Raw genomic sequence first — 20,885 nt, 5'->3', positions numbered from 1 at the left:
CCCGATCCTCGGCTTACAACGGCTTGACGATAAACAGACCGTGGTCGCGGCCTTCTTCCGAACCGCTATAGACCTGCTCCGCCACGGTGCGAAGGCTGCTGCCACGAGCGTGCAGAATTTGATCCATCGCGCCGGCAAACCAGCCCGTGAACATGTAATCCACCTTGCGCCCTACCTTGCCGTACACATAGACGAAACAGGAGTGTTCAAGCTTGATCGTGGCCGTGCCCTGATCGAGGTCGATGTCCAGCAGCGTGAACAGCCCCCAGCCGCGTTGCGACAAACGCTTCATGTAATGTTCGAATACCGCAACGCCCTCAAGTCCGTGGCATTCCGCTTCTTTTTCGCACCAATGCCAAGCTGACTTGTAACCGGCCTTATAAAGAATCTCGGCATAGGCCTCGGCCCCCAGCACCTCTTCAATGCCCATGTGGTTATTGACGAAAAAGTGACGCGGCACATAGAGCATGGGCAGCGCGTCGGAGGTCCAGACACCGGTTTCGCTGTCGACTTCGATAGGCAATTGCGGGGCGATTTTAGCCATGACATCAAACTCCAAAGAATGATTGAGTCCCGTAGCAGCTGCCGAAGGCTGCGTTCGGGCGCGAAGCGGCCGTAAAATCGGAAACCGCGCCCTTACAGGATGCATGTGCAATGTGGTTTACGACTGCTTCGCAGTCGGACGCAGCCTTCGGCAGCTGCTACGCATAAAGTGTGTTTGGGTTACTCGCCCCAGACGTCCTTAAGGACGCCGACCCAGTTCTCGCCCATGATCTTGCGCACCACGCGTTCGCTGTGGCCGCGCTTGAGCAAGGTTTCGGTGAGGTTGGGGAACTCGCCCACGGTGCGGATGCCCAGCGGGTTGATGATCTTGCCAAAGCTGGTCAGACGGCGGGCGTAGCCCTTGTCGTGGGTCAGCATTTCGAAAAATTCCTGACCGTGCCCCTGGGTGAAATCGGTGCCAATACCGATCGCGTCTTCACCGACAATATTCATCGTGTACTCGATGGCTTCGGCGTAGTCGTCAATGGTTGAGTCGATGCCCTTGGCCAGAAACGGCGCAAACATGGTCACGCCAACAAAGCCACCGTGGTCGGCGATAAATTTGAGTTCGGCATCGGATTTGTTACGAGGATGTTCTTTCAAACCGGACGGCAGGCAGTGCGAATAGCAGACCGGTTTTTTGGATTCCAGAATCACCTCTTCAGAGGTTGTGGAACCCACATGGGACAGGTCGCACATGATCCCCACGCGGTTCATTTCAGCCACCACTTCGCGACCAAACCCCGACAGTCCACCATCGCGTTCGTAGCAACCCGTACCCACCAAATTCTGGGTGTTGTAGCACATCTGCACCACACCCACGCCCAGCTGCTTGAAGATCTCGATATAGCCCAGCTGGTCTTCAAACGCATGGGCATTCTGAAAGCCAAAAATAATCCCGGTCTTGCCCTGTTCCTTGGCGCGGCGAATGTCGGCCGTGGTTTTCACCGGGATCACCAGATCGCTGTTTTCGCGGATCAGGGTCTGGCTGGCGACAATATTGTTGATGGTGGCCTGGAAGCCTTCCCACACCGACACGGTGCAATTGGCGGCGGTCAGGCCGCCCTTGCGCATGTCCTCAAACAAGTCGCGGTTCCATTTGGCAATGATCAGCCCGTCGATAACGATGCTGTCTGCGTGCAACTCGGCTGGGCTCATCAGGCGTCCCCTTATCGGCGATGGCTGCGCCGAATCGTCTGCCGGCGCTTTGGGGCCAGCATAGGCTTGGGGTCAAAAACAGCCGGGTGCAAAAGCGACAGCGCGATTGCCGAAAGCGTCAATCAGCGCCTTGGCTGTTCATTGGCCGACGCATCAGCCAGAATCGGCCCCAACTCTGGATTAGGAAGCCGCAATGAAATCGATTCTCCTGGCCTTGGCGTTGATCACCAGCGGCGCCTACGCAGCCGATGATGCCGACTACAACCCGTGTGATGCCGTCGAAAACGACCAGCAAACCCTGGCGTGTTCGGTGTTCAGCAAAAATGCCGCCGAGCAATTGCTGACCGAAAACTACGAAGCCCTGCAGGCGCGCATGAACTCGTTGTATGGCTCAAATCCGACCCAACTCAATAACATCATCAGCAAGATCAAAGCCGCGCAAGCCCTGTGGCTGCATCAGCGTGACGCCGATTGCGCCATTGCGGTGTTCCCGGCCACGGCCGGTACAGACACCTACAACATCGCCCTGAATGACTGCATGGCCGCCATCAGCGACGATCGCTCAGAGTTTTTGGAATCCATCGGCCAAGAGTGAGGCGCACACAGGGCCTGTAGCCGCTGCCGCAGGCTGCGGCTACAGATGTATTCAACTCGATGAGTGTTTGTTTTATGACTATTTGCGGTATTGAAATCAAAGGCAGCGAAGCAATCTTCGCTCTGGTAACGCCCAACTTGGAGCACGTGGCCGTTGCCACCAAAAAAATCGCCCTCGACGACGATGAGGACGCGGCCAGCGTCAAAGCCTTCGCGGCCAGCCTGGCAGCCTTTGTCAAAGCCCAGGGCATCACCCGCCTCATCATCAAAAAACGCAGTAAAAAAGGTGAGTTCGCGGGCGGCCCTACCACCTTCAAAATTGAAGGCATTCTCCAGTTGCTGGACGATTGCGAGGTGCAGCTACTGTCACCGCAAACCCTCAACGCACAATTCAAGAAACACGCCTTCGAACTGCCCGCCACGCTGAACAAGTATCAGCATGAAGCGTTCAAGGCCGCGTGCGCGGCGTTGCTTAAGGGTTAAGCCACTGCGGCCGTGGCTCGACCACGGTTGAAGTATTTTGACTCAAGGCACATTCGACACGGGCAAAGGAAGCCGGCACTTCCAGGTCTTCTTCAAAGAAGGCCTGCACGCTGTCAACGTCTACTCGGTGGTAGTCGGTCAACACCACATTCTGGCTGGGCCCGAGAAAGATAACCGCAGCATTGCCCGGCACATTGGCGCAACTGTGTTTGTTGTTGAAATCCAGAACGTGAGCCAATTTGTAGGCCACTTCAGGTAGGCGGTCGGCGCTCAATTTATTGCCGCCCCAGCCAAAGTAAAATCCCATCACCATGCACGCAAACCACAGAAAAGTCGCAGAACTGACTAAGGGCCCCTCAGGGTATTTACCCTTGAGCAGCGCCTTGAACCACATAAATAAGTTGAGGGCATGGAGCGCGGCAAATACACCGATAAGAAAGATGAAAGGCGACAGGTTTTTAAAAAAAATGAACCCCGTCATAAACGTTAGGCTTAGCGGAAACGCCGTCGCGTCGATACCAAATACACTGTTAATCACCCCAGCTGCCTTGCCCGTGGAAAACACCAATAACGCCGAGGCACCGATGGACACGATAACTTTGGTAAAGCCGAACCCCCAGAGCACCTTGAAGAACGCTGTGCGTTCGATCTGAACCAACACAAAAACCAACGCCAGCAGCGTTCCTGTCACTTTGAAGGCAAAGCGTTTTTCGTCCAACCAGTCCCATCCACTGCTGTCCTGAAGGGCCAGGTAGATGAACACGGCCGCCGCCATCCCCAACAGAATCAAGGCGCGCCAGAAATGGCTTTCCTGCTCCTCTTCATCCCGACCTTTGCTACGCGCGGACGCGCGCATCAGTTGAACCATTTCAATCACATAGCCCTTGAGGGTCTTGTGAGTAACAGCCGAGCCCTTGTCTTCCCCTTCAGCCAATTCCTCATACAGCGCCTCGACATGTTCCGGGCCTGTGGTGGGTTTGTTGTATTGATACTTACGCTCTTTGATTTGCTGACGCTCCAGCATGGCTCAACCTTTGTGGTGATTAAACGGTCTTTACACGGCCCTGACACGAAGCACAGGCGGCTAGCACTGATGCCTCAAAACGACCTGCAGTTAGGCAAACCGGACACATTACTTGCCCCGTGGCCAAAGCCCTACCAGAATCAAGGCTCCTACGCGTTTCACAGAAGGATAAAAAGCATGATGCACGCGGATTTGATTGATCAGCACGACTTGCTTAACCAACTGCGTTCACTGGGGTTTGACGTGTCGGGCAGTGCAGACGAGGCGTGCAAAGCCGTGGTCTGTGGATTAAACGACACTAACGCACGTGCGCTCAAAGGGCTGGTCGAAAAGCTCTATAGCGGCAGCGCAACGATTTTGCCCGCCGTGCGCGAGGCGATTGACCGACACCTGCTGCCAGGGCTCGCGCAGTTCAATCGCACCTCCCCCCATGCCTGAGGGTGAGGGCTGGTGAGTGCTTTAAATTCTCACACTGACAAACGTTGATTCGTTGCGCGCCTGGTTCAGCGCCGACAGCGGCCCGGCCAACGGAGCCAGCAGTAATGACTGAGGAATCTGCACCAGCGTGGTCTGCTGCGCAGTATTGGAACCCACACGCTCATCGCGTGGCGGTATGCCGAAATACTCGCGGTAACACTTGGAAAAATGCGGCGTCGACACAAACCCGCACACTGCCGCCACTTCAATAATCGACATCGGCGTTTGCTTGAGCAATTGACGCGCGCGCACCAACCTCAACTTGAGGTAATAACGCGACGGCGAACAGTGTAAATACTTCTGAAACAGCCGCTCCAACTGGCGCCGTGACACAGTCACGTACACCGCCAGTTCATCCAGATCGATCGGCTCTTCAAGATTGGCCTCCATCAGCGCGACGATTTCCTGCAACTTCGGTTGATTGGTGCCGAGCATATGTTTAAGCGGCACACGCTGGTGATCCTGTTCATTGCGAATGCGTTCATACACAAACATTTCCGAGATGGCCGCCGACAGCTCCCGGCCATGATCGCGGCTGATCAAGTGCAGCATCATGTCCAGCGGCGCGGTGCCGCCCGAACTGGTAAAACGGGTGCGATCAAGGGTGAACAACCGTGTGCTCATGGCCACCCGAGGAAAGGCCTCTTGCATCGACGCCAGGCATTCCCAGTGCACGCTGCAATCAAAGCCATCGAGCAAACCGGCATACGCCAGCGCCCAGCTGCCGGTGCACACCGCGCCGAGGCGACGCGACTGGCGCGCCTGACTTTGCAGCCAAGACACATGCTCGCGAGTCACCGTGCGTTGAATGCCGATACCGCCGCAGACAATTACCATGTCCAGCGCGGGTGCCTTATGCATGCTGGCATCGGGGGTCACTTGCAGACCGTCGCTGGCCCACACCTGGCTGCCGTCAGCGCTGAGGGTGCTCCAGCGATACAGCTCACGACCTGACAACTGGTTGGCCATGCGCAAGGGTTCAATCGCTGACGCCAGGGAAATCAGCGTGAAATTGTCCAGCAGCAAAAAGCCGATGGATTGAGGCGTACGGTTCTGGGGTTGGGCCCCGGAGTTGAACGACGTCATCGCGGTATCTCCTCACACAAGCGGGTGATGGCCTCAGGCGCAGGCTCTTGTTCTGGCCCTCTGATCAATGGGCTTGATAAACACAACGCAAATGCCATGCCTAAACTTGAATGGCCATTCAACAACACCTGAAAACGACGTCGCGAAGGGTCTACGTGGAGGCGCAACCCAGGCACGTTACACACGGCTTAAACGTTGACTTCGCACGCAAGGCCGCATCGTTGAGCACATCGGTAGCACTTGTAGCCATGACGTAGCACCACTAGACAACAAGTGTCACCGCTCCCACTCGGAATCAGTGATGCGCTATTAAAGGGCACGGTTGCGCTTTAAAAGAGCATTCACATTACAGCCGGGCAGTTTTACCAGTAGACGTGAATATTCAAGAGTAGACAATAATCTATTCCCTCATAGAGAGTTATTAATCATGGCATTGGCGCAAACCCATAAGCTGCTTATTGAATATCGTTATGACCCGCTGGATCGATTAGCCACAACACATTCATCCGAGCGCCCTCAACTGCGTTTTTATAAAAACGCCATGTTAATCAATGAAATACATCCTAAGACACACATCAGTTTTTTCCGCGAATCAGGAACCTTATTGGCGCAAAAAATTGTAGAGAACGGAATAAGTGCGACTGCACTGCTAACCACCAATCAAACTGGGTCGGTACTAAACGCCTCTTGCAAAGACCAGCTCGACAGCTATGACTACTGCCCCTACGGCCATCGTCTTACCGACAATAACTCAATATCTGCCGTCGGTTTTAATGGCGAAAGGCCCGAACCCGTCACACATCATTATTTGTTGGGTAATGGCTACCGTGCTTTTAACCCTGTACTCAAGCGTTTTAATAGCCCGGATAGCATGAGCCCTTTTGGCAAGGGCGGAATAAATGCTTACGCGTATAGTGCAAACCCAATGACACATGTTGACCCAACCGGCCATTTCTCTATGGTTATATTGAACCTGGTTTCAAAGCCGGACGTAAACGCACTGTGGCGCTTGGTAAAGTTTGACACGACCGCCCTTGAAAAAACGTTGGCCGTTACCAAAAAAATACCTGAAAATCCATTGCAGGGGTTAGCCGCTCGAAGTTTGCCTGACAGCGTGCCACTTCAGGCAGTACCTGGAAGACATCAAAACAATAAGCTGTTTAACACGACGATTGACGAAGGGGCAAAAACAAACTCCAATGAAAGATTATTAGCCTGGATGGATTCATTCAAGGCTCAGAGACAACAACTACGGCCAGCCAACCCCTTTGCAGACACTCCGGCCCAAGGCAATAAGGCTATACAGGAATTATATGTCAAGGCGCATCAAGGCTTGACCACGCTACTGGATAAAGGCACGTATAAAAACATAAGCACGCAACATCTAAGCCCCGAGTCATTACGAGAGATTAGAAAAGATGCGACATTCATCGAAGAGCATTTATATGGCACTCCTGTTGGGCAGCACCGATACGCACAGCCTTATAAATGACACTCACGATTGCGTTGATGATCGCTTGACGGCCGCTGCCACCCCTAACTTTTTGATACCCCAACAATAAGTCTTCTCACTTTTTAGTGATAGGCGAGTGTAGTCCGTCTTGATTAGATGGCCAACGCTTCAAGCCCGGTGTTATCCGTAACGCATTGGGTGGAGCGGGCCAAAGTGTATGTCGATAGTTCGCTGAATGGTCTATCGACGCACTATCCAGCATGCGCCTGGCTCTCGGCAGGCGCATCAATAATTGGCCAGCCCTAACTCTGTTTGTTTGACCTCAACCAACAGGCATTGACTGCCATTTCTTCAAGCGATTCAAAGGATCGTAACGGTAATGATGAGTCAACATGGACAGGCTTCAGGATGGGTTAGGACAGTTAAACAAGCGTGCTCCCGAGTGCGCCTTCTGCCTACTGGTCGTTCTGAGTAAAAAATCGTACCTGCAAGGTCTACAAGCGCTGCTAAATCAGGTGATTCGTACGACGTGTCCCTTTCAATTGAGTGAAACTTCCGAGAAAATCCTGTTCGCTTGCGCCTGCCAAAATCGAGGTCTAGTCTCGGCCCATCGCTGTCCATCAGCGGTCGGGTTTAGTAGCCCGGTTTTGTATACGGCGTAAGGCGCCACCTTAGCGAGGCGCTTTTTTTCGGCCAAGCGTTATGGTGGCCGTGCGCAGGGCGCCCTTGTGGTGCGCCGGGTTCCGTATACACCGGTCTACTAACCTGCGCACGGCTGCCACCCATTCGTTTAGTAGCGACAGGTGACAGCTCCATTTATGTATACGGAGTTGTGCCATGAAAAAGATTACCCCCGACCCACCCTGTTTTACCCTGCACGATGCTGCTCAGGGCGATGCACAGTCGCTGGACCGCGCCGCCGCTAATCGCGCCCTCGACCACTACCTGCTCCCCCCTAAGCCTCTATGCCCCGCGGGCATGCCCATGTATGCCATCCCCGACAGTGTCAATTTAGAAGCGGCTTTGGCCCAAGCGTCAGACTTGTTGCGCTGCGCGGGGGCTTCGGCGAATGAGGCGGGGAAGGGGTTGAGCGGGTTGCAGCGCGATCTGGTGTTATCGGTGACGCATTTGGTGGAGCTGGCCAAAGCCTATGTCGATAAATCGCTGGACGGTCTGACGACGCACTGAGCCGCGCGCGCCTGAGGCAAGCAGGCGCGTTATAAACGCCCGCCAACCGCAGAAAATCCGAGCGATTGATCCTCTAATAAAGTAGGAGATGTCTGGATTTATTTGGCGATGATCCGCGCACTGCCGGGGCTGTTAGGGTCGCCAGATTCCCTATGGAGTCGGCCCATGACCCAGTGTTTCAAAGACCATCCCAGCGATAACGAAAAACTCAACGAAAACATCAAACCGCTGGATGAATGCAAAACCCACAAGATGGAAATCTTGGGCGTCGAGATGATGATCACCGACGTTCCCATACTGACTTGTGATTGTCTGTGGCGCATCTACCAGCGCGAAGCCGAAGAGATCGTGGCCCCAGGCGGCGTGTTGATCGCCGATTCCATCGAACGAAACCGCGCCATCAATGCCGCCTATGCGCGTTTGTGGCTGCACGACTCACGCTTTCAGTGGGCCGGGCTGGCGGCATTTGCGTCCAAGCAAGTGGGCTGCGGGCTGCTGCATGCGGCGGGCATGACGGCGCGTATTCAGGCAGAGCACGAAGCCCGCCAGGCGCAGACCTTTCCGAGGTTGGCCAGCGTATGAAATTCGTCCTTCGCGCAGCCAATCGCTTTAACCAAATGCTGCATGACCACAACCGTTCAGCGCTGGAGCAATCGATCAAGGAAATTGCAGAAGCCGGTGCAGTGCAATGAAACCGGCAATGCCTCTTCGCGACAGGCGCCGAAAGATCGCTCTCATTCTTTTTTTACTTTTAGCAGTTATCACCGTGCGCTGGGTGGTGCAGGCATTCGCCGACGACCCGGAGATCGCACTGATTTACGGGGAGCCATGGGAGGATATGCGTCAGCGTTCCAGCGCACCAATCCCCCCAGCTGTTCCTGGTCATTACGGGTACCGAATCCCAACTGTAGAAGCTCGATTACGGTTCATTGATCCGAACTTTGGTTTCGTCACGCCGTTAGCCAGTTTTTTTACCGTGAATTTTGACAACCAACGAGTCGCCAGCCTCCGCATGTCTCCGCAAACTGAGCCGCTGTTACAAGATGATGCTCTAGTTGTCGTTCTTGACTTACAAGATCAATTAATCAAAAAGGGATGGTTCGTCAGCAACCCTAAAACAGATCCACCTTTTGCAGATACGCCACAATGGCGTGCTCAACTGCGAGATGTGAACAAAGGCGGTAGAACGTTTTGGCAAGCGGGCGAGCATTTTCAAATCATGCTGAATATGCATCGAACTAAAGACAAGAAGCGCCCCGACGAAGAGCGCTATCTCATCTCCCTCGCACTTGGCAGGCCGTGGATACCCGCCGAAAAACACTAACCCCCCTCAACATTCCACCGCACTCACCGCCAACCCGCCGCGTGAGGTTTCTTTGTATTTGTCGTGCATGTCGGCGCCGGTGTCGCGCATGGTGCGGATTACTCGGTCCAGCGAGATAAAGTGCTGGCCGTCGCCGCGCAGGGCCATTTGCGCGGCGTTGATGGCTTTGACGGCCGCTATAGCGTTGCGCTCGATACACGGCACTTGCACCAGCCCGCCCACGGGGTCGCAGGTCAGGCCCAGATTATGCTCCAGGCCAATTTCGGCCGCGTTGCACAGCTGTTCCGGCGTGGCGCCGAGGATTTGCGCAAGCCCCGCTGCCGCCATGGCGCAGGCAGAACCCACTTCGCCCTGACACCCCACTTCGGCCCCCGAAATGGAGGCGTTCTTTTTGCACAAAATGCCAATCGCCGCCGCACTCAATAAGTAGTCCACCACGTGGGCTTCGCTGACGTCATCGCTGAATTTCATAAAGTAGTGCAGCACCGCCGGGATGATGCCCGCCGCGCCGTTGGTGGGGGCGGTGACCATGCGCCCGCCCGCCGCGTTTTCTTCGTTGACCGCCAAGGCGAACAGGTTGACCCATTCCATCGCGCTCAAGGTTGAGCCGATGACGTTGGGTTTACCCAGCTCCTGCAAGCTGCGGTGCAAGCGTGCAGCACGGCGGCGCACGTTCAAGCCGCCGGGCAGAATGCCTTCGTGTTTGAGGCCTTGTTCCACGCAGTCCTGCATGGCGCGCCAGAGCTTCATCAAGCCACAGCGGATTTCGTCCTCGCTGCGCCAGATCCGTTCGTTGGCCATCATCAATGCAGCGACGCTCAGATGATGTTCACGGCACAGCTCCAGCAGTTGCGCAGCACTGCAAAAGTCATAGGGCAAAGCCGTGCGGTCCATGTCCAGCACGCCACTGGCCGCTTGGGCGGCGTCCACCACAAAACCACCCCCGACGGAGTAGTACGTGTTGCGATGTAACTCGCCTGGCGCACTTTCGGCGATCAAGGTCATGGCGTTGGGATGGAATGGCAGGCTGTCGTCCATCAGGCGCATGTCTTGCGACCACTCGAAGGCAATCGGTAAATGACCGTCCAGCAGCAACGTTCGACGTTCACGCAGATGGGCAATGCGCGGGCCAATGCAGGCCGGGTCGATGGCATCCGGCCACTCGCCCATCAAGCCCATGATCACGGCGTTGTCGCTGCCGTGGCCAATGCCGGTGGCCGACAACGAACCATAGAGTTGCACTTCAACGCGGCGCACCTGTGGCAACTGGCCTCGCTCGCGCAACCCCTGCACGAACAGCGCTGCCGCCCGCATCGGGCCCACGGTGTGGGAGCTGGAGGGGCCAATGCCGATCTTGAACAGGTCAAACACGCTGATAGCCATGAACAGGAACCTCGACAGTGATTGCCTGCATCATCGGCTCTTTGTGGCGCGCCAAAACGTCCAGCTACGACCCGCTATTGCCTGCCAGCGCCTTGGCCGTTTTTGCCGGGGCAGACACTCGAACCCATCACTTTTTGGCTCATAAACGTCCAGATACGACCTGGCTGGCATCAGATACGACCCTACCTGTACTGGATGCGACGCCCCCTGTAGGCGTTTGATTTTCGCTGTTACATGATCAGTCTCGACTCGATTGCAAGATGCGCGGGCTTCAGCGTGCCGGGCATCACCCAACCGCAACTGTTACGGGCGGGTTTTCGTATCGAAGACCGCCATTTAGACACTCAGGAGTCGTTCCATGAAACATTCCTCACCGTTGTTGTTGGCTGCATTGCTGAGTCTGAACGTCTCTGCCCAGGCTGCAGAGCCGGAGCAATGCAACACGGTCAATTTCTCGGATGTCGGTTGGACCGACATCACCGTCACCACCGCCGTGACCAGCGAGGTGCTCAAAGCCCTTGGCTATAAAACCAAAACCACCATGATTTCAGTGCCCGTCACCTACAAGTCGCTGGCCGATGGCAAGAACATGGACGTGTTTCTGGGTAACTGGATGCCGACCATGGAAAACGACATCAAGCCCTACCGCGACGCGGGCACTGTCGAAACAGTGCGCGCCAACCTGGAGAACGCCAAATACACCCTCGCCGTGCCGCAAGCGCTGTATGACAAGGGTTTGAAGGACTTCTCCGACCTGCCTAAATTCAAAAAGGAGCTGGACGGCAAGATCTACGGCATCGAGCCGGGTAACGATGGCAATCGCATGATTCAGACCATGATCGACAAGAACGCCTTCGGCCTTAAGGACGCCGGGTTCAAGGTGGTCGAGTCCAGCGAAGCCGGGATGCTGTCGCAGGTGGATCGCGCGCAACGCCGGGGCACCGACGTGGTGTTTCTGGGCTGGGAGCCGCACCCGATGAACACCCGTTTCAAGATGAAATACCTCACCGGCGGTGATGAATTTTTCGGCCCCAACTACGGCCAAGCCACCATCTACACCAACACGCGCAAGGGCTACACCGAAGAATGCGCGAACGTGGGCCAACTGTTGAAAAACCTGGCGTTCACCCTCGACATGGAAAGCACCCTGATGGGCAAGGTGCTGGATGACAAGGTGAAGCCAGACGTGGCCGCCCGCGCGTGGCTCAAGCAGAACCCTCAGGTGCTCGACACCTGGCTGGCGGGCGTGACCACCGTTGATGGCAAGCCGGGCGCCGAGGCCGTGAAAGCCAGCCTCGCACAGTAATCGTGGGTACCACACGGCCTGCCCGTCTGGTGCCGTTTCAATTCCCCTGCATGCGGATGTTCACCACCATGCTGATCGATCAAAAAATCCCGCTGGGCGAGTACATCGCAGGCTTCGTTGACTGGTTGACCCAACACGGCGCCAACACCTTCGATGCCATTGCGAGCACCCTCGAAACGATGATCCACGGCGTGACGTTTGCGCTGACCTGGTTCAACCCTTTTGCCTTTATCGGGCTGGTGGCCCTGCTCGCTCATGTGATCCAGCGCAAGTGGGGGCTCACGGTATTTGTAGCCCTGTCGTTTCTGCTGATCCTCAATCTGGGCTATTGGCAAGAAACCATGGAAACCCTGGCGCAGGTGCTGTTCGCCACCTTTGTGTGCGTGATCATCGGCGTGCCGCTGGGGATTCTCGCCGCGCACAAACCGATGTTTTACACCTTTATGCGCCCGGTGCTGGATTTGATGCAGACCGTGCCGACCTTTGTTTACTTGATTCCGACGCTGACTCTGTTTGGGCTGGGGGTGGTGCCGGGGCTGATTTCAACGGTGGTGTTTGCGATTGCGGCGCCGATTCGCCTGACCTATCTGGGCATACGCGACGTGCCTCATGAATTGCTCGATGCGGGCAAGGCATTTGGTTGCTCACGCCGCCAGTTGCTCACCCGAATCGAATTGCCCCACGCCATGCCGAGCATCGCTGCGGGGATTACCCAATGCATCATGCTGTCGTTGTCGATGGTGGTGATTGCCGCGCTGGTGGGCGCTGACGGATTGGGCAAGCCGGTGGTCAATGCCCTGAACACGGCCGATATTGCCTTGGGCTTTGAAGCCGGGCTGGCCATTGTGTTGCTGGCCATCATGCTTGACCGGATCTGCAAACAGCCCGACGCCAAAGCAGGAGCCGACGCATGAGTATTATTCGTTTCGACCAGGTCGACGTTATCTTCGCCAAAGACCCGCGTGCGGCGCTTGGCCTGCTGGATCAAGGCTTGTCGCGGGATCAGATCCTGAAAAAAACCGGGCAGATTGTCGGCGTCGAAAAGGCCAGCCTGGACATCGACAAAGGCGAGATCTGTGTGTTGATGGGCTTGTCGGGGTCTGGAAAATCCAGCCTGTTGCGCTGTATCAACGGCCTTAATACGGTGAGCCGCGGTCAGTTGTTTGTGGAGCATGAAGGCAAGCCTATCGACATCGCCTCGTGCACGCCTGCCGAGCTGAAAATGATGCGCACCCAACGCATTGCGATGGTGTTCCAGAAGTTCGCGTTAATGCCGTGGCTGACCGTGCGTGAAAACATCAGCTTCGGCCTCGAAATGCAGGGCCGCCCCGAAAAAGAGCGGCGCAAACTGGTGGATGAAAAACTGGAGCTGGTGGGCCTGACTCAATGGCGCAATAAAAAACCGGATGAACTGAGCGGCGGCATGCAACAGCGTGTCGGTCTGGCCCGGGCGCTGGCGATGGACGCTGATATTTTGTTGATGGACGAGCCGTTTTCAGCGCTTGATCCGTTGATTCGCCAAGGCTTGCAAGACGAGCTGCTGGCGCTGCAACACACGCTCAACAAGACCATTGTGTTTGTCAGCCATGACCTCGACGAAGCGCTCAAGCTCGGCAGCCGTATTGCGATCATGAAAGACGGCAAGATCATCCAGTACAGCAAGCCGGAAGACATCGTGCTCAACCCGGCGGACGATTACGTGCGCACCTTTGTCGCCCATACCAACCCGCTCAACGTGCTGTGTGGCCGCAGCCTGATGCGCACGCTGGACAACTGCAAACGCGTCAATGGCTCGGTGTGCATTGATCCAGGGGATGACTCGTGGATCGACTTGGCTGAAGGCAACACCATCAAAGGTGTACGCCAAGGTGCCGGCGCGCTGGACTTGCAACATTGGCGCAGCGGGCAAGCGGTAGAAGGGCTCGCACGCGGGCCGACGCTGGTGGACAGCAACATAGGCATGCGGGATGCCTTGCAGATTCGTTATCAGACGGGCAACAAGCTGGTGCTGCATGACAATCAGAAAGTGGTGGGTATATTAGGGGATACCGAGTTGTACCACGCCCTGCTGGGGAAGAATTTAGGCTAGCCATTTGGAAGGGCGTGGAGCTGCAAGTATCTAGCTGCAAGCCACACGTTAAAAGCGGTACGTGGACTGCTTCTAACTTGCAGCTTGCAGCTTGTAACTTCAAGCTGCTTCTCAGCTATAAACCCTGCCAAGGAGCTGGCGATGGCTTTCAAACTGGTCGAGCACGTCGCGACTGATTTGCTCTTGGGTAAAGCCCATCAGGTCGTACTCTTGATTGCCGTTGTGCAGGTACACCTCGGCCCGGTAATAACGACTGCGCACTTCGTCATCGCCCGAGTCGCTCGGCGCCGCCAAATAGCCGTCCAGGCTGACCTCATAGACAAACGGGTTGCCTTCGTCCATCTCCACCCGCAAGCCCATGCAACGCTTGGCACTGCCCAACAGGGTTTGCACGTCCAGCCCCTGATTGCGCAGTTGTGCGGCGGCTTCTTCCAGCGCCGGGGTCACGTGTTTGTCCATGAAACGCTGCACCACCGCTTGCGTCGGTTGCAGGTCTTGGGCTGTCAAACGCTCGCTGAAGCCGCGACGACCACGCGCCGCCAGCTCAGCCTGTTCCAACTCCATCTGGGTGTCCTGACGCATGGCCTTGTGCAAGCCAAACATGAACAGCACCAACACCACCGAAAACGGCAAGCCCGCCAGCACGACCATGGTTTGCATGGCCGCAAAGTTACCGGCGAACAACAGGCCAATGGTCACCAGCGTGATCACCGCCGACCAGAAGATGCGCAACCAGTGCGGGGCGTCCTCATCGACGTCACCGCCTTTGCACGACAGGTTAGCCATCATCACCGCCCCAGAGTCCGCCGGGGTCAGGAACAGCACAAAGCCGACAAAGATCGACACCCCAATCACGATTTTCGACGCAGGGTAATGCTCAAGCAGTTGGTAAATGGCCATCGACGGTTGTTCCAGCGCGGTTTTACCCAGCTCGACCGCCCCTTGGTTGACCACCAGATCCAGCGCCGAGTTACCGAAAATCGACAGCCACGCCAAGGTAAAGCCCAGCGGGATCAGCAACACACCTGCCACCAGTTCACGCACCGTACGGCCACGGGAAATACGCGCGATAAACATGCCCACAAACGGTGCCCAGGAAATCCACCACGCCCAGTAGAACAAGGTCCACAGGCCCAGCCAACCTTCCGTTCTCGGGGTATCGCCCACGTACACGTACAGGTCGAAGGTCTTCATGATGATGCCGTTCAGGTAATCACCGGTGTTCTGCACCAGGCCGTTGAGCAGGTTCAAGGTGGGGCCGAACAACAGCACGAAAATCAGCAAACCACTGAACAGAACAATGTTGAGGTTGGAGAGCCGACGAATGCCGTTTTCAACCCCCGAGACTGCCGCGATGGTGGCCACGGTGCTCATCACGATGATCACGATCAGCAAGTTGGTGTTGCTGTGCGCCATGCCGAACAGGTTCTCAAGCCCAGACGACACTTGCATCGAGCCAATCCCCAGGTTGGTCACCAACCCGAGCAACGTCACGAACATGCCGAAACCATCCACTGCGTGGCCCGCCGCGCCTTTGACCCAGCGCTCGCCCATCAACGGGTAAAGAGCCGAACGCAAGGCCAGCGGCTGGTTATGACGGTAGGCGAAGTACGCCACCGCCAACCCCACCAACGCGTAAATCGCCCAGCCATGCAGGCCCCAATGCAGAAACGTCAGCTGCAAGGCTTGCCGCGCGGCCTCATGGCTGCCCGATACGCCTTCGGGCGGATTGAAGTAGTGATCCAGCGGCTCCGAAGCACCGAAGTACAACAGCGAAATACCAATACCCGACGAGAACAACATCCCCGCCCAAGCACCGTAGCTAAAGTCAGGGGTGTCCTGTTTGGTGCCCAGTTTCAATTTGCCGTAGGAAGAAAACGCCAGCCCCACGACAAAAATCAGGTAAGCGGCGATCACTACCATGTAGTACCAACCGAAGCTGCGCGACAGCCATTGCTGGGCAACGCCCAGAAGACGGCCCGCTTCTTCAGGGGCCGCGATCAAAATGGCAGTGAGCAACAATATCAAGGCAGTGGAGGTGTAAAACACCCAACCGTTGACCGTCACCTTTTGCGGTGGGGTCTTTATTAGAGAAGCAGAACTCATGGCACGGATGCTCCAGGCAGCGCGAGAGAAAAACTTGAGGCAGCACGCCACCCGACCATCTTCTTAGATAGCGACCAACGGTCGGGTGATATAAAGGCACCGCTAAAAATTCGGACACACCCTGTCAAATGCGCAGGCACTCAGAGGGGTGACCGGGAATTAAAAGTGCCGTTTTGCGCCATTCACGCGTAGGAAAACGGCATGAATCGCGACGAATTGTCGCAGAGCTTATTCTTTGTTGATTGAACGTTCAATCAAAACAAAATAGACTGGCCGTCGTTCAGTGACTGATTTGCACTGGTCGACGGCCTAAGGAGACGCACGAAATGCCCAAGGTCGGTATGCAACCCATACGCCGCCAGCAGTTGATCGAAGCCACGTTACAGGCGGTGGATCAGGTCGGGATGGCAGATGCCAGCATTGCGCTGATTGCCCGTTTGGCCGGTGTGTCTAACGGCATCATCAGTCACTACTTCAAAGACAAGAACGGTCTCATTGCCGCCACCATGCGGTACTTGATGAACGTCTTGATCGATAACGTCGCCGAACGCCGTCAGGCCTTGAGTGACGACAGCCCGCGGGCTCATTTGCAGGTCATCGTCGAGGGCAACTTCGACGCCAGTCAGGTCAATGGCCCGGCAATGAAAACCTGGTTGGCCTTTTGGGCCGCCAGCATGCACCAGCCGTCGTTGCACAGATTGCAGCGCATCAACGACCACCGCTTGTATTCCAATCTGTGCTGCCAATTTCGACGTGTACTGCCCCAGGCCCAGGCCCGCAATGCGGCGCGCGGTCTGGCGGCATTGATTGATGGTCTATGGTTGCGGGGTGCCCTTTCCGGTGACGGCTTCGATACCGAACAGGCACAACGCATCTGCTACGAATATATGGATTTACAACTGGCGAAACAGGTGAGTTAGGGCACTTTCAAACAACCTAGCCACCTAATGAACTACGCGCTTCAAAAAACGTAGCGAGCGACGGCAAGACAACGCGAAAGCTGACGAGTAAGCGGCGTTGACTTTGGTCAATGAGCATTACGAGAAAGCTTTCAACGCAGTGTTGCCGAGCGCAGTAGTTTTTTAGCCCAACCACTTTATGCACTTGCGAGGATTTTATGGCCCGTTTCGAACTGCAAAAACTCTACATCGACGGTGGCTACACCGACGCCGGTAGCGACGCTACCTTCGATGCCATCAACCCGGCTAACGGTGAAGTCCTCGCTCAAGTGCAACGCGCCACTAAAGAAGACGTGGAACGTGCTGTCGTCAGCGCCGAAAAGGGCCAGAAAATCTGGGCTGCCATGACCTCCATGGAGCGCTCACGTATTCTGCGTCGTGCGGTCGACATCCTGCGCGAGCGCAACGATGAGCTGGCTGCGCTGGAAACCCTGGACACCGGCAAGTCGTATTCTGAAACCCGCTACGTTGACATCGTCACCGGCGCTGACGTGCTGGAGTATTACGCGGGCCTGGCGCCGGCCATCGAAGGTGAGCAAATCCCGCTGCGCGACACCTCGTTTGTCTATACCCGTCGCGAGCCGTTGGGCGTGGTCGCCGGTATCGGCGCGTGGAACTACCCGATCCAGATCGCCCTGTGGAAATCCGCACCGGCGCTGGCGGCGGGCAACGCCATGATCTTCAAACCGAGCGAAGTGACTTCGCTGACCACCTTGAAACTCGCGGAAATCTTCACCGAAGCGGGCTTGCCAGACGGCGTGTTTAACGTACTGACCGGCAGCGGCCGTGAAGTCGGTGCCTGGCTGACCGAGCACCCGCGCATCGAGAAAATCTCGTTCACCGGCGGCGTTGAAACCGGCAAGAAAGTCACCGCCAGCGCCACGCAATCCACCTTGAAAGAAGTGACCATGGAACTGGGTGGCAAATCGCCGCTGATCATTTTTGACGACGCCGACCTGGACCGTGCGGCCGATACCGCGATGATGGCCAACTTCTACAGTTCGGGTCAGGTGTGCACCAATGGCACCCGCGTGTTTATCCCGACTGCGCTCAAAGCCGCGTTTGAAGCCAAAATTGTGGAACGCGTTGCACGCATCCGCATCGGCAATCCGGAAGATGAAAACACCAACTTCGGCCCACTGGTCAGTTTTGATCACATGGAAAACGTGCTGGGCTACATTGCCAAAGGCAAGGAAGAAGGTGCACGTCTGCTGTGCGGCGGCCAGCGTCTGACAGAAGGCGAACTGGGCAAAGGCGCGTTCGTGGCACCGACCGTGTTCAGCGACTGCACCGATGACATGACCATCGTTAAAGAAGAAATCTTCGGCCCGGTGATGAGCATCCTCACCTACGACACCGAAGAAGAAGTGATCCGCCGCGCCAACGACACCGAGTTCGGTTTGGCGGCAGGCCTTGTGACCAAAGACCTGAGCCGCGCCCACCGCGTGATTCATCAGTTGGAAGCGGGCATTTGCTGGATCAATGCGTGGGGCGAATCCGACGCGAAAATGCCGGTGGGCGGTTACAAGCAGTCGGGCATTGGCCGTGAAAACGGTATCAGCTCGCTGGCCCAATACACCCAGATCAAATCGGTGCAGGTCGAGTTGGGCGATTACGTTTCGGTGTTTTGATAGCGGCAAGCGGCAAGCGGCACGTTAAAGCCAGATCAAAAGCAGCTTTAACTTGCCCACCCTTTCTCACTGACAACGCTCGCTGCTCTTGCTTGCAGCTTGAAGCGTGTAACTTCCCGCTGGAGGAAGCATGACGACTGAATACGACTACATCATCATTGGTGCCGGCTCTGCCGGTAACACCCTGGCAGCCCGTCTGACTGAAGACGAAGGCGTCACCGTGCTGCTGCTTGAAGCAGGCGGCCCGGATTACCGTTTCGATTTCCGCACGCAAATGCCAGCGGCGCTGGCATTCCCGTTGCAAGGCCGTCGTTACAACTGGGCCTTTGAGACCGATCCAGAACCGCACATGGATAACCGCCGCATGGAATGTGGCCGTGGCAAAGGCCTGGGCGGCTCGTCGCTGATCAACGGCATGTGCTACATCCGTGGCAACGCGATGGACTACGACGGTTGGGCAAAAAACCCTGGCCTCGAAGACTGGTCGTATCTGGATTGCCTGCCGTATTTCCGCAAAGCGGAAACCCGCGACATCGGCCCTAACGACTACCACGGTGGCGATGGCCCGGTCAGCGTGACCACGCCTAAACCTGGCAACAATGTGCTGTTCCACGCCATGGTTGAAGCGGGCGTGCAAGCCGGTTACCCACGTACCGAAGACTTGAACGGTTATCAGCAAGAGGGCTTTGGCCCGATGGACCGTACCGTGACGCCTAACGGCCGTCGCGCCAGCACCGCGCGCGGTTATCTGGACACGGCCAAGCAGCGCCCGACCCTGAAAATCGTCACCCACGCCCTGACTGACAAGATTCTGTTTGAAGGCAAGCGTGCGGTGGGCGTGTCTTATATGGTGGGCGACAACCACGTCCGTATCGAAGCCAAGGCGCGCAAAGAAGTGTTGCTGTGCAGCGGCGCCATCGGTTCACCGACCGTGCTGCAACGCTCCGGTGTTGGCCCGGCAGCGCTGCTCAACAGCCTCGAAATTCCTGTGGTGCATGACCTGCCGGGTGTGGGTCAGAACTTGCAGGATCACCTTGAGCTGTACCTGCAATACGCCTGCACTCAGCCGGTGTCGCTGTACCCTTCGCTGCTCTGGTACAACCAGCCCGCCATTGGTGCTGAGTGGTTGTTCTTGGGCAAAGGCATTGGCGCGAGCAACCAGTTCGAAGCCGGTGGTTTTATTCGTACCCGCGAAGACTTCGAGTGGCCGAACATTCAGTACCACTTCCTGCCTGTTGCGATTAATTACAACGGCAGCAATGGTGTGAAAGAGCACGGCTTCCAGGCGCACATGGGTTCCATGCGCTCGCCAAGCCGTGGCCGGGTTAACGTCAAGTCTAAAGACCCGCGTGAGTACCCAAGCATTCTGTTCAACTACATGGCGGCGGAACAGGACTGGCAGGAATTTCGTGACGGCATTCGCCTGACCCGCGAAATCATGCAGCAGCCGGCACTGGACGCTTACCGTGGCCGTGAAATCAGCCCCGGCATCGACAAGCAAACCGATGAAGAGCTCGACACCTTCATTCGCGAGCATGCCGAGACCGCCTTCCACCCGTCTTGCTCGTGCAAAATGGGCACCGATGACATGGCGGTCGTGGATGGCGAAGGCCGTGTTCACGGGATGCAAGGTTTGCGTGTGGTGGATGCCTCCATCATGCCGTTGATCACCACCGGTAACCTGAACGCGCCGACGATCATGATCGCCGAGAAAATCGCCGACAAGATCCGTGGCCGCCAGCCGCTGCCGCGTAGCACCGCCGACTACTACGTGGCAGGCGATGCGCCGGTACGTGGTAAACCGCTGCGTGCTGGGCATTAAGGAACCTGCGTAGCAGTTGACGAGCGGAGCGAGGCTACGTTCGGCGGTGCAGCCGTCGTAAATTCAGCTGACGCGGTTCCTCTGATGAATCGCGCTCTCTGGTCTACGGTCGCTTCGCAACCGAACGCAGCCTCGTTCCTTCGGCAGCTGCTACGAATTTTGTGTAATTTTTACTTTCATCTTCCCCCGCTTGCCCCCGCTTGAGCGCAGGCCTAATCTAGTGCCTCGTTTCGCGTAACACCCCCCCGCCCCACACGAC

General features: G+C 56.5%; 18 protein-coding genes and 1 pseudogene. 13 read left to right on the top strand and 6 right to left on the bottom strand.

Features of this window, described 5'->3' with window-relative positions:
* Positions 1-13 precede the first annotated feature (13 nt).
* Together ACI7MX_RS22185 and ACI7MX_RS22180 are read right to left on the bottom strand one after the other, a co-directional pair.
* The gene (locus tag ACI7MX_RS22185) at positions 14-544 is read right to left on the bottom strand and encodes a DUF5943 domain-containing protein (RefSeq protein ID WP_314489111.1); all 531 of its coding nucleotides are present in this window, start codon (positions 542-544) and stop codon (positions 14-16) included.
* A 179-nt stretch (positions 545-723) separates the two neighbouring features.
* Positions 724-1,701: a dipeptidase gene (locus tag ACI7MX_RS22180; RefSeq protein ID WP_405584593.1), complete on the bottom strand. Its 978-nt coding sequence runs from the start codon at positions 1,699-1,701 to the stop codon at positions 724-726.
* A 193-nt stretch (positions 1,702-1,894) separates the two neighbouring features.
* Here ACI7MX_RS22180 and ACI7MX_RS22175 point away from each other — a divergent pair, with 193 nt between their 5' ends.
* Together ACI7MX_RS22175 and ACI7MX_RS22170 are read left to right on the top strand one after the other, a co-directional pair.
* Positions 1,895-2,296, top strand: a complete 402-nt coding sequence (locus ACI7MX_RS22175; protein WP_314489105.1) for a lysozyme inhibitor LprI family protein — start codon at positions 1,895-1,897, stop codon at positions 2,294-2,296.
* A gap of 74 nt (positions 2,297-2,370) precedes the next feature.
* Positions 2,371-2,778: a DUF3010 family protein gene (locus ACI7MX_RS22170; protein ID WP_314489101.1), complete on the top strand. Its 408-nt coding sequence runs from the start codon at positions 2,371-2,373 to the stop codon at positions 2,776-2,778.
* Here the strand turns inward: ACI7MX_RS22170 and ACI7MX_RS22165 are convergent.
* A complete protein-coding gene (locus ACI7MX_RS22165; protein ID WP_405584589.1) occupies positions 2,768-3,802 on the bottom strand; it encodes a hypothetical protein in 1,035 nt (344 codons plus the stop codon). The genes ACI7MX_RS22170 and ACI7MX_RS22165 overlap by 11 nt on opposite strands.
* A 177-nt stretch (positions 3,803-3,979) precedes the next feature.
* On the opposite strand from ACI7MX_RS22165, the gene ACI7MX_RS22160 reads away from it, so the two are divergent.
* On the top strand, positions 3,980-4,240 hold the full coding sequence (locus tag ACI7MX_RS22160) for a hypothetical protein (RefSeq protein WP_314489095.1): 261 nt from the start codon (positions 3,980-3,982) through the stop codon (positions 4,238-4,240).
* A 21-nt stretch (positions 4,241-4,261) separates the two neighbouring features.
* Here the strand turns inward: ACI7MX_RS22160 and ACI7MX_RS22155 are convergent, their stop codons facing one another.
* Positions 4,262-5,365 (bottom strand): GlxA family transcriptional regulator, encoded by a 1,104-nt coding sequence (locus ACI7MX_RS22155; protein ID WP_405584586.1) that lies wholly within the window; start codon positions 5,363-5,365, stop codon positions 4,262-4,264.
* A 427-nt stretch (positions 5,366-5,792) separates the two neighbouring features.
* On the opposite strand from ACI7MX_RS22155, the gene ACI7MX_RS22150 reads away from it, so the two are divergent.
* The 4 genes and pseudogenes from ACI7MX_RS22150 (at position 5,793) to ACI7MX_RS22135 (ending at position 9,330) form a co-directional block, all read left to right on the top strand.
* Positions 5,793-6,857, top strand: coding sequence for an RHS repeat-associated core domain-containing protein (locus ACI7MX_RS22150; RefSeq protein WP_314489088.1), 1,065 nt, complete (start codon positions 5,793-5,795; stop codon positions 6,855-6,857).
* A gap of 798 nt (positions 6,858-7,655) precedes the next feature.
* Complete coding sequence (locus tag ACI7MX_RS22145) at positions 7,656-8,006, top strand: DUF6124 family protein (protein WP_405584583.1); 351 nt, start codon at positions 7,656-7,658, stop codon at positions 8,004-8,006.
* A gap of 165 nt (positions 8,007-8,171) precedes the next feature.
* Positions 8,172-8,555, top strand: a pseudogene (locus tag ACI7MX_RS22140) (DUF2515 family protein); the annotation flags it as partial.
* A gap of 139 nt (positions 8,556-8,694) precedes the next feature.
* Positions 8,695-9,330: a hypothetical protein gene (locus tag ACI7MX_RS22135; RefSeq protein ID WP_405584580.1), complete on the top strand. Its 636-nt coding sequence runs from the start codon at positions 8,695-8,697 to the stop codon at positions 9,328-9,330.
* A gap of 6 nt (positions 9,331-9,336) precedes the next feature.
* Here ACI7MX_RS22135 and ACI7MX_RS22130 read toward each other — a convergent pair whose 3' ends face one another.
* The gene (locus tag ACI7MX_RS22130) at positions 9,337-10,713 is read right to left on the bottom strand and encodes an L-serine ammonia-lyase (RefSeq protein WP_405584577.1); all 1,377 of its coding nucleotides are present in this window, start codon (positions 10,711-10,713) and stop codon (positions 9,337-9,339) included.
* 358 nt (positions 10,714-11,071) lie between these two features.
* On the opposite strand from ACI7MX_RS22130, the gene ACI7MX_RS22125 reads away from it, so the two are divergent.
* From ACI7MX_RS22125 to choV, 3 genes are all read left to right on the top strand, one after another.
* Positions 11,072-12,019: a choline ABC transporter substrate-binding protein gene (locus ACI7MX_RS22125; protein WP_405584574.1), complete on the top strand. Its 948-nt coding sequence runs from the start codon at positions 11,072-11,074 to the stop codon at positions 12,017-12,019.
* A 68-nt stretch (positions 12,020-12,087) separates the two neighbouring features.
* On the top strand, positions 12,088-12,933 hold the full coding sequence (gene choW, locus ACI7MX_RS22120) for a choline ABC transporter permease subunit (protein ID WP_314489070.1): 846 nt from the start codon (positions 12,088-12,090) through the stop codon (positions 12,931-12,933).
* Complete coding sequence (gene choV / locus ACI7MX_RS22115; protein ID WP_405584570.1) at positions 12,930-14,108, top strand: choline ABC transporter ATP-binding protein; 1,179 nt, start codon at positions 12,930-12,932, stop codon at positions 14,106-14,108. Before choW ends, choV begins: the two co-directional genes overlap by 4 nt.
* Before the next feature lie 111 nt (positions 14,109-14,219).
* On the opposite strand, the gene ACI7MX_RS22110 is transcribed toward choV, so the two are convergent.
* Positions 14,220-16,157: a BCCT family transporter gene (locus tag ACI7MX_RS22110; protein WP_314489148.1), complete on the bottom strand. Its 1,938-nt coding sequence runs from the start codon at positions 16,155-16,157 to the stop codon at positions 14,220-14,222.
* Between the two features lie 383 nt (positions 16,158-16,540).
* Between ACI7MX_RS22110 and betI the strand changes: the two genes are divergently transcribed.
* The 3 genes from betI to betA all read left to right on the top strand — a co-directional run bounded on the left by betI (position 16,541) and on the right by betA (position 20,626).
* Positions 16,541-17,134, top strand: coding sequence for a transcriptional regulator BetI (gene betI / locus ACI7MX_RS22105; RefSeq protein ID WP_314489065.1), 594 nt, complete (start codon positions 16,541-16,543; stop codon positions 17,132-17,134).
* A gap of 197 nt (positions 17,135-17,331) precedes the next feature.
* Positions 17,332-18,804: a betaine-aldehyde dehydrogenase gene (gene betB, locus ACI7MX_RS22100; RefSeq protein WP_405584567.1), complete on the top strand. Its 1,473-nt coding sequence runs from the start codon at positions 17,332-17,334 to the stop codon at positions 18,802-18,804.
* 130 nt (positions 18,805-18,934) lie between these two features.
* Positions 18,935-20,626, top strand: a complete 1,692-nt coding sequence (betA, locus tag ACI7MX_RS22095; RefSeq protein ID WP_405584564.1) for a choline dehydrogenase — start codon at positions 18,935-18,937, stop codon at positions 20,624-20,626.
* Positions 20,627-20,885: the final 259 nt, after the last annotated feature.

Source organism: Pseudomonas sp. 2024-210 (assembly GCF_045062345.1).
Lineage (GTDB): Bacteria > Pseudomonadota > Gammaproteobacteria > Pseudomonadales > Pseudomonadaceae > Aquipseudomonas.
This window is presented reverse-complemented; position numbering and strand designations above follow the sequence as displayed.

Bases quoted from the DNA above. Each gene is read 5' to 3' on its own strand.
- ACI7MX_RS22185 (WP_314489111.1), bottom strand. From the start codon at position 544: ATGGCTAAAATCGCCCCGCAATTGCCTATCGAAGTCGACAGCGAAACC.
- ACI7MX_RS22180 (WP_405584593.1), bottom strand. From the start codon at position 1,701: ATGAGCCCAGCCGAGTTGCACGCAGACAGCATCGTTATCGACGGGCTG.
- ACI7MX_RS22175 (WP_314489105.1), top strand. From the start codon at position 1,895: ATGAAATCGATTCTCCTGGCCTTGGCGTTGATCACCAGCGGCGCCTAC.
- ACI7MX_RS22170 (WP_314489101.1), top strand. From the start codon at position 2,371: ATGACTATTTGCGGTATTGAAATCAAAGGCAGCGAAGCAATCTTCGCT.
- ACI7MX_RS22165 (WP_405584589.1), bottom strand. From the start codon at position 3,802: ATGCTGGAGCGTCAGCAAATCAAAGAGCGTAAGTATCAATACAACAAA.
- ACI7MX_RS22160 (WP_314489095.1), top strand. From the start codon at position 3,980: ATGATGCACGCGGATTTGATTGATCAGCACGACTTGCTTAACCAACTG.
- ACI7MX_RS22155 (WP_405584586.1), bottom strand. From the start codon at position 5,365: ATGACGTCGTTCAACTCCGGGGCCCAACCCCAGAACCGTACGCCTCAA.
- ACI7MX_RS22150 (WP_314489088.1), top strand. From the start codon at position 5,793: ATGGCATTGGCGCAAACCCATAAGCTGCTTATTGAATATCGTTATGAC.
- ACI7MX_RS22145 (WP_405584583.1), top strand. From the start codon at position 7,656: ATGAAAAAGATTACCCCCGACCCACCCTGTTTTACCCTGCACGATGCT.
- ACI7MX_RS22135 (WP_405584580.1), top strand. From the start codon at position 8,695: ATGAAACCGGCAATGCCTCTTCGCGACAGGCGCCGAAAGATCGCTCTC.
- ACI7MX_RS22130 (WP_405584577.1), bottom strand. From the start codon at position 10,713: ATGGCTATCAGCGTGTTTGACCTGTTCAAGATCGGCATTGGCCCCTCC.
- ACI7MX_RS22125 (WP_405584574.1), top strand. From the start codon at position 11,072: ATGAAACATTCCTCACCGTTGTTGTTGGCTGCATTGCTGAGTCTGAAC.
- choW (WP_314489070.1), top strand. From the start codon at position 12,088: ATGCTGATCGATCAAAAAATCCCGCTGGGCGAGTACATCGCAGGCTTC.
- choV (WP_405584570.1), top strand. From the start codon at position 12,930: ATGAGTATTATTCGTTTCGACCAGGTCGACGTTATCTTCGCCAAAGAC.
- betI (WP_314489065.1), top strand. From the start codon at position 16,541: ATGCCCAAGGTCGGTATGCAACCCATACGCCGCCAGCAGTTGATCGAA.
- betB (WP_405584567.1), top strand. From the start codon at position 17,332: ATGGCCCGTTTCGAACTGCAAAAACTCTACATCGACGGTGGCTACACC.
- betA (WP_405584564.1), top strand. From the start codon at position 18,935: ATGACGACTGAATACGACTACATCATCATTGGTGCCGGCTCTGCCGGT.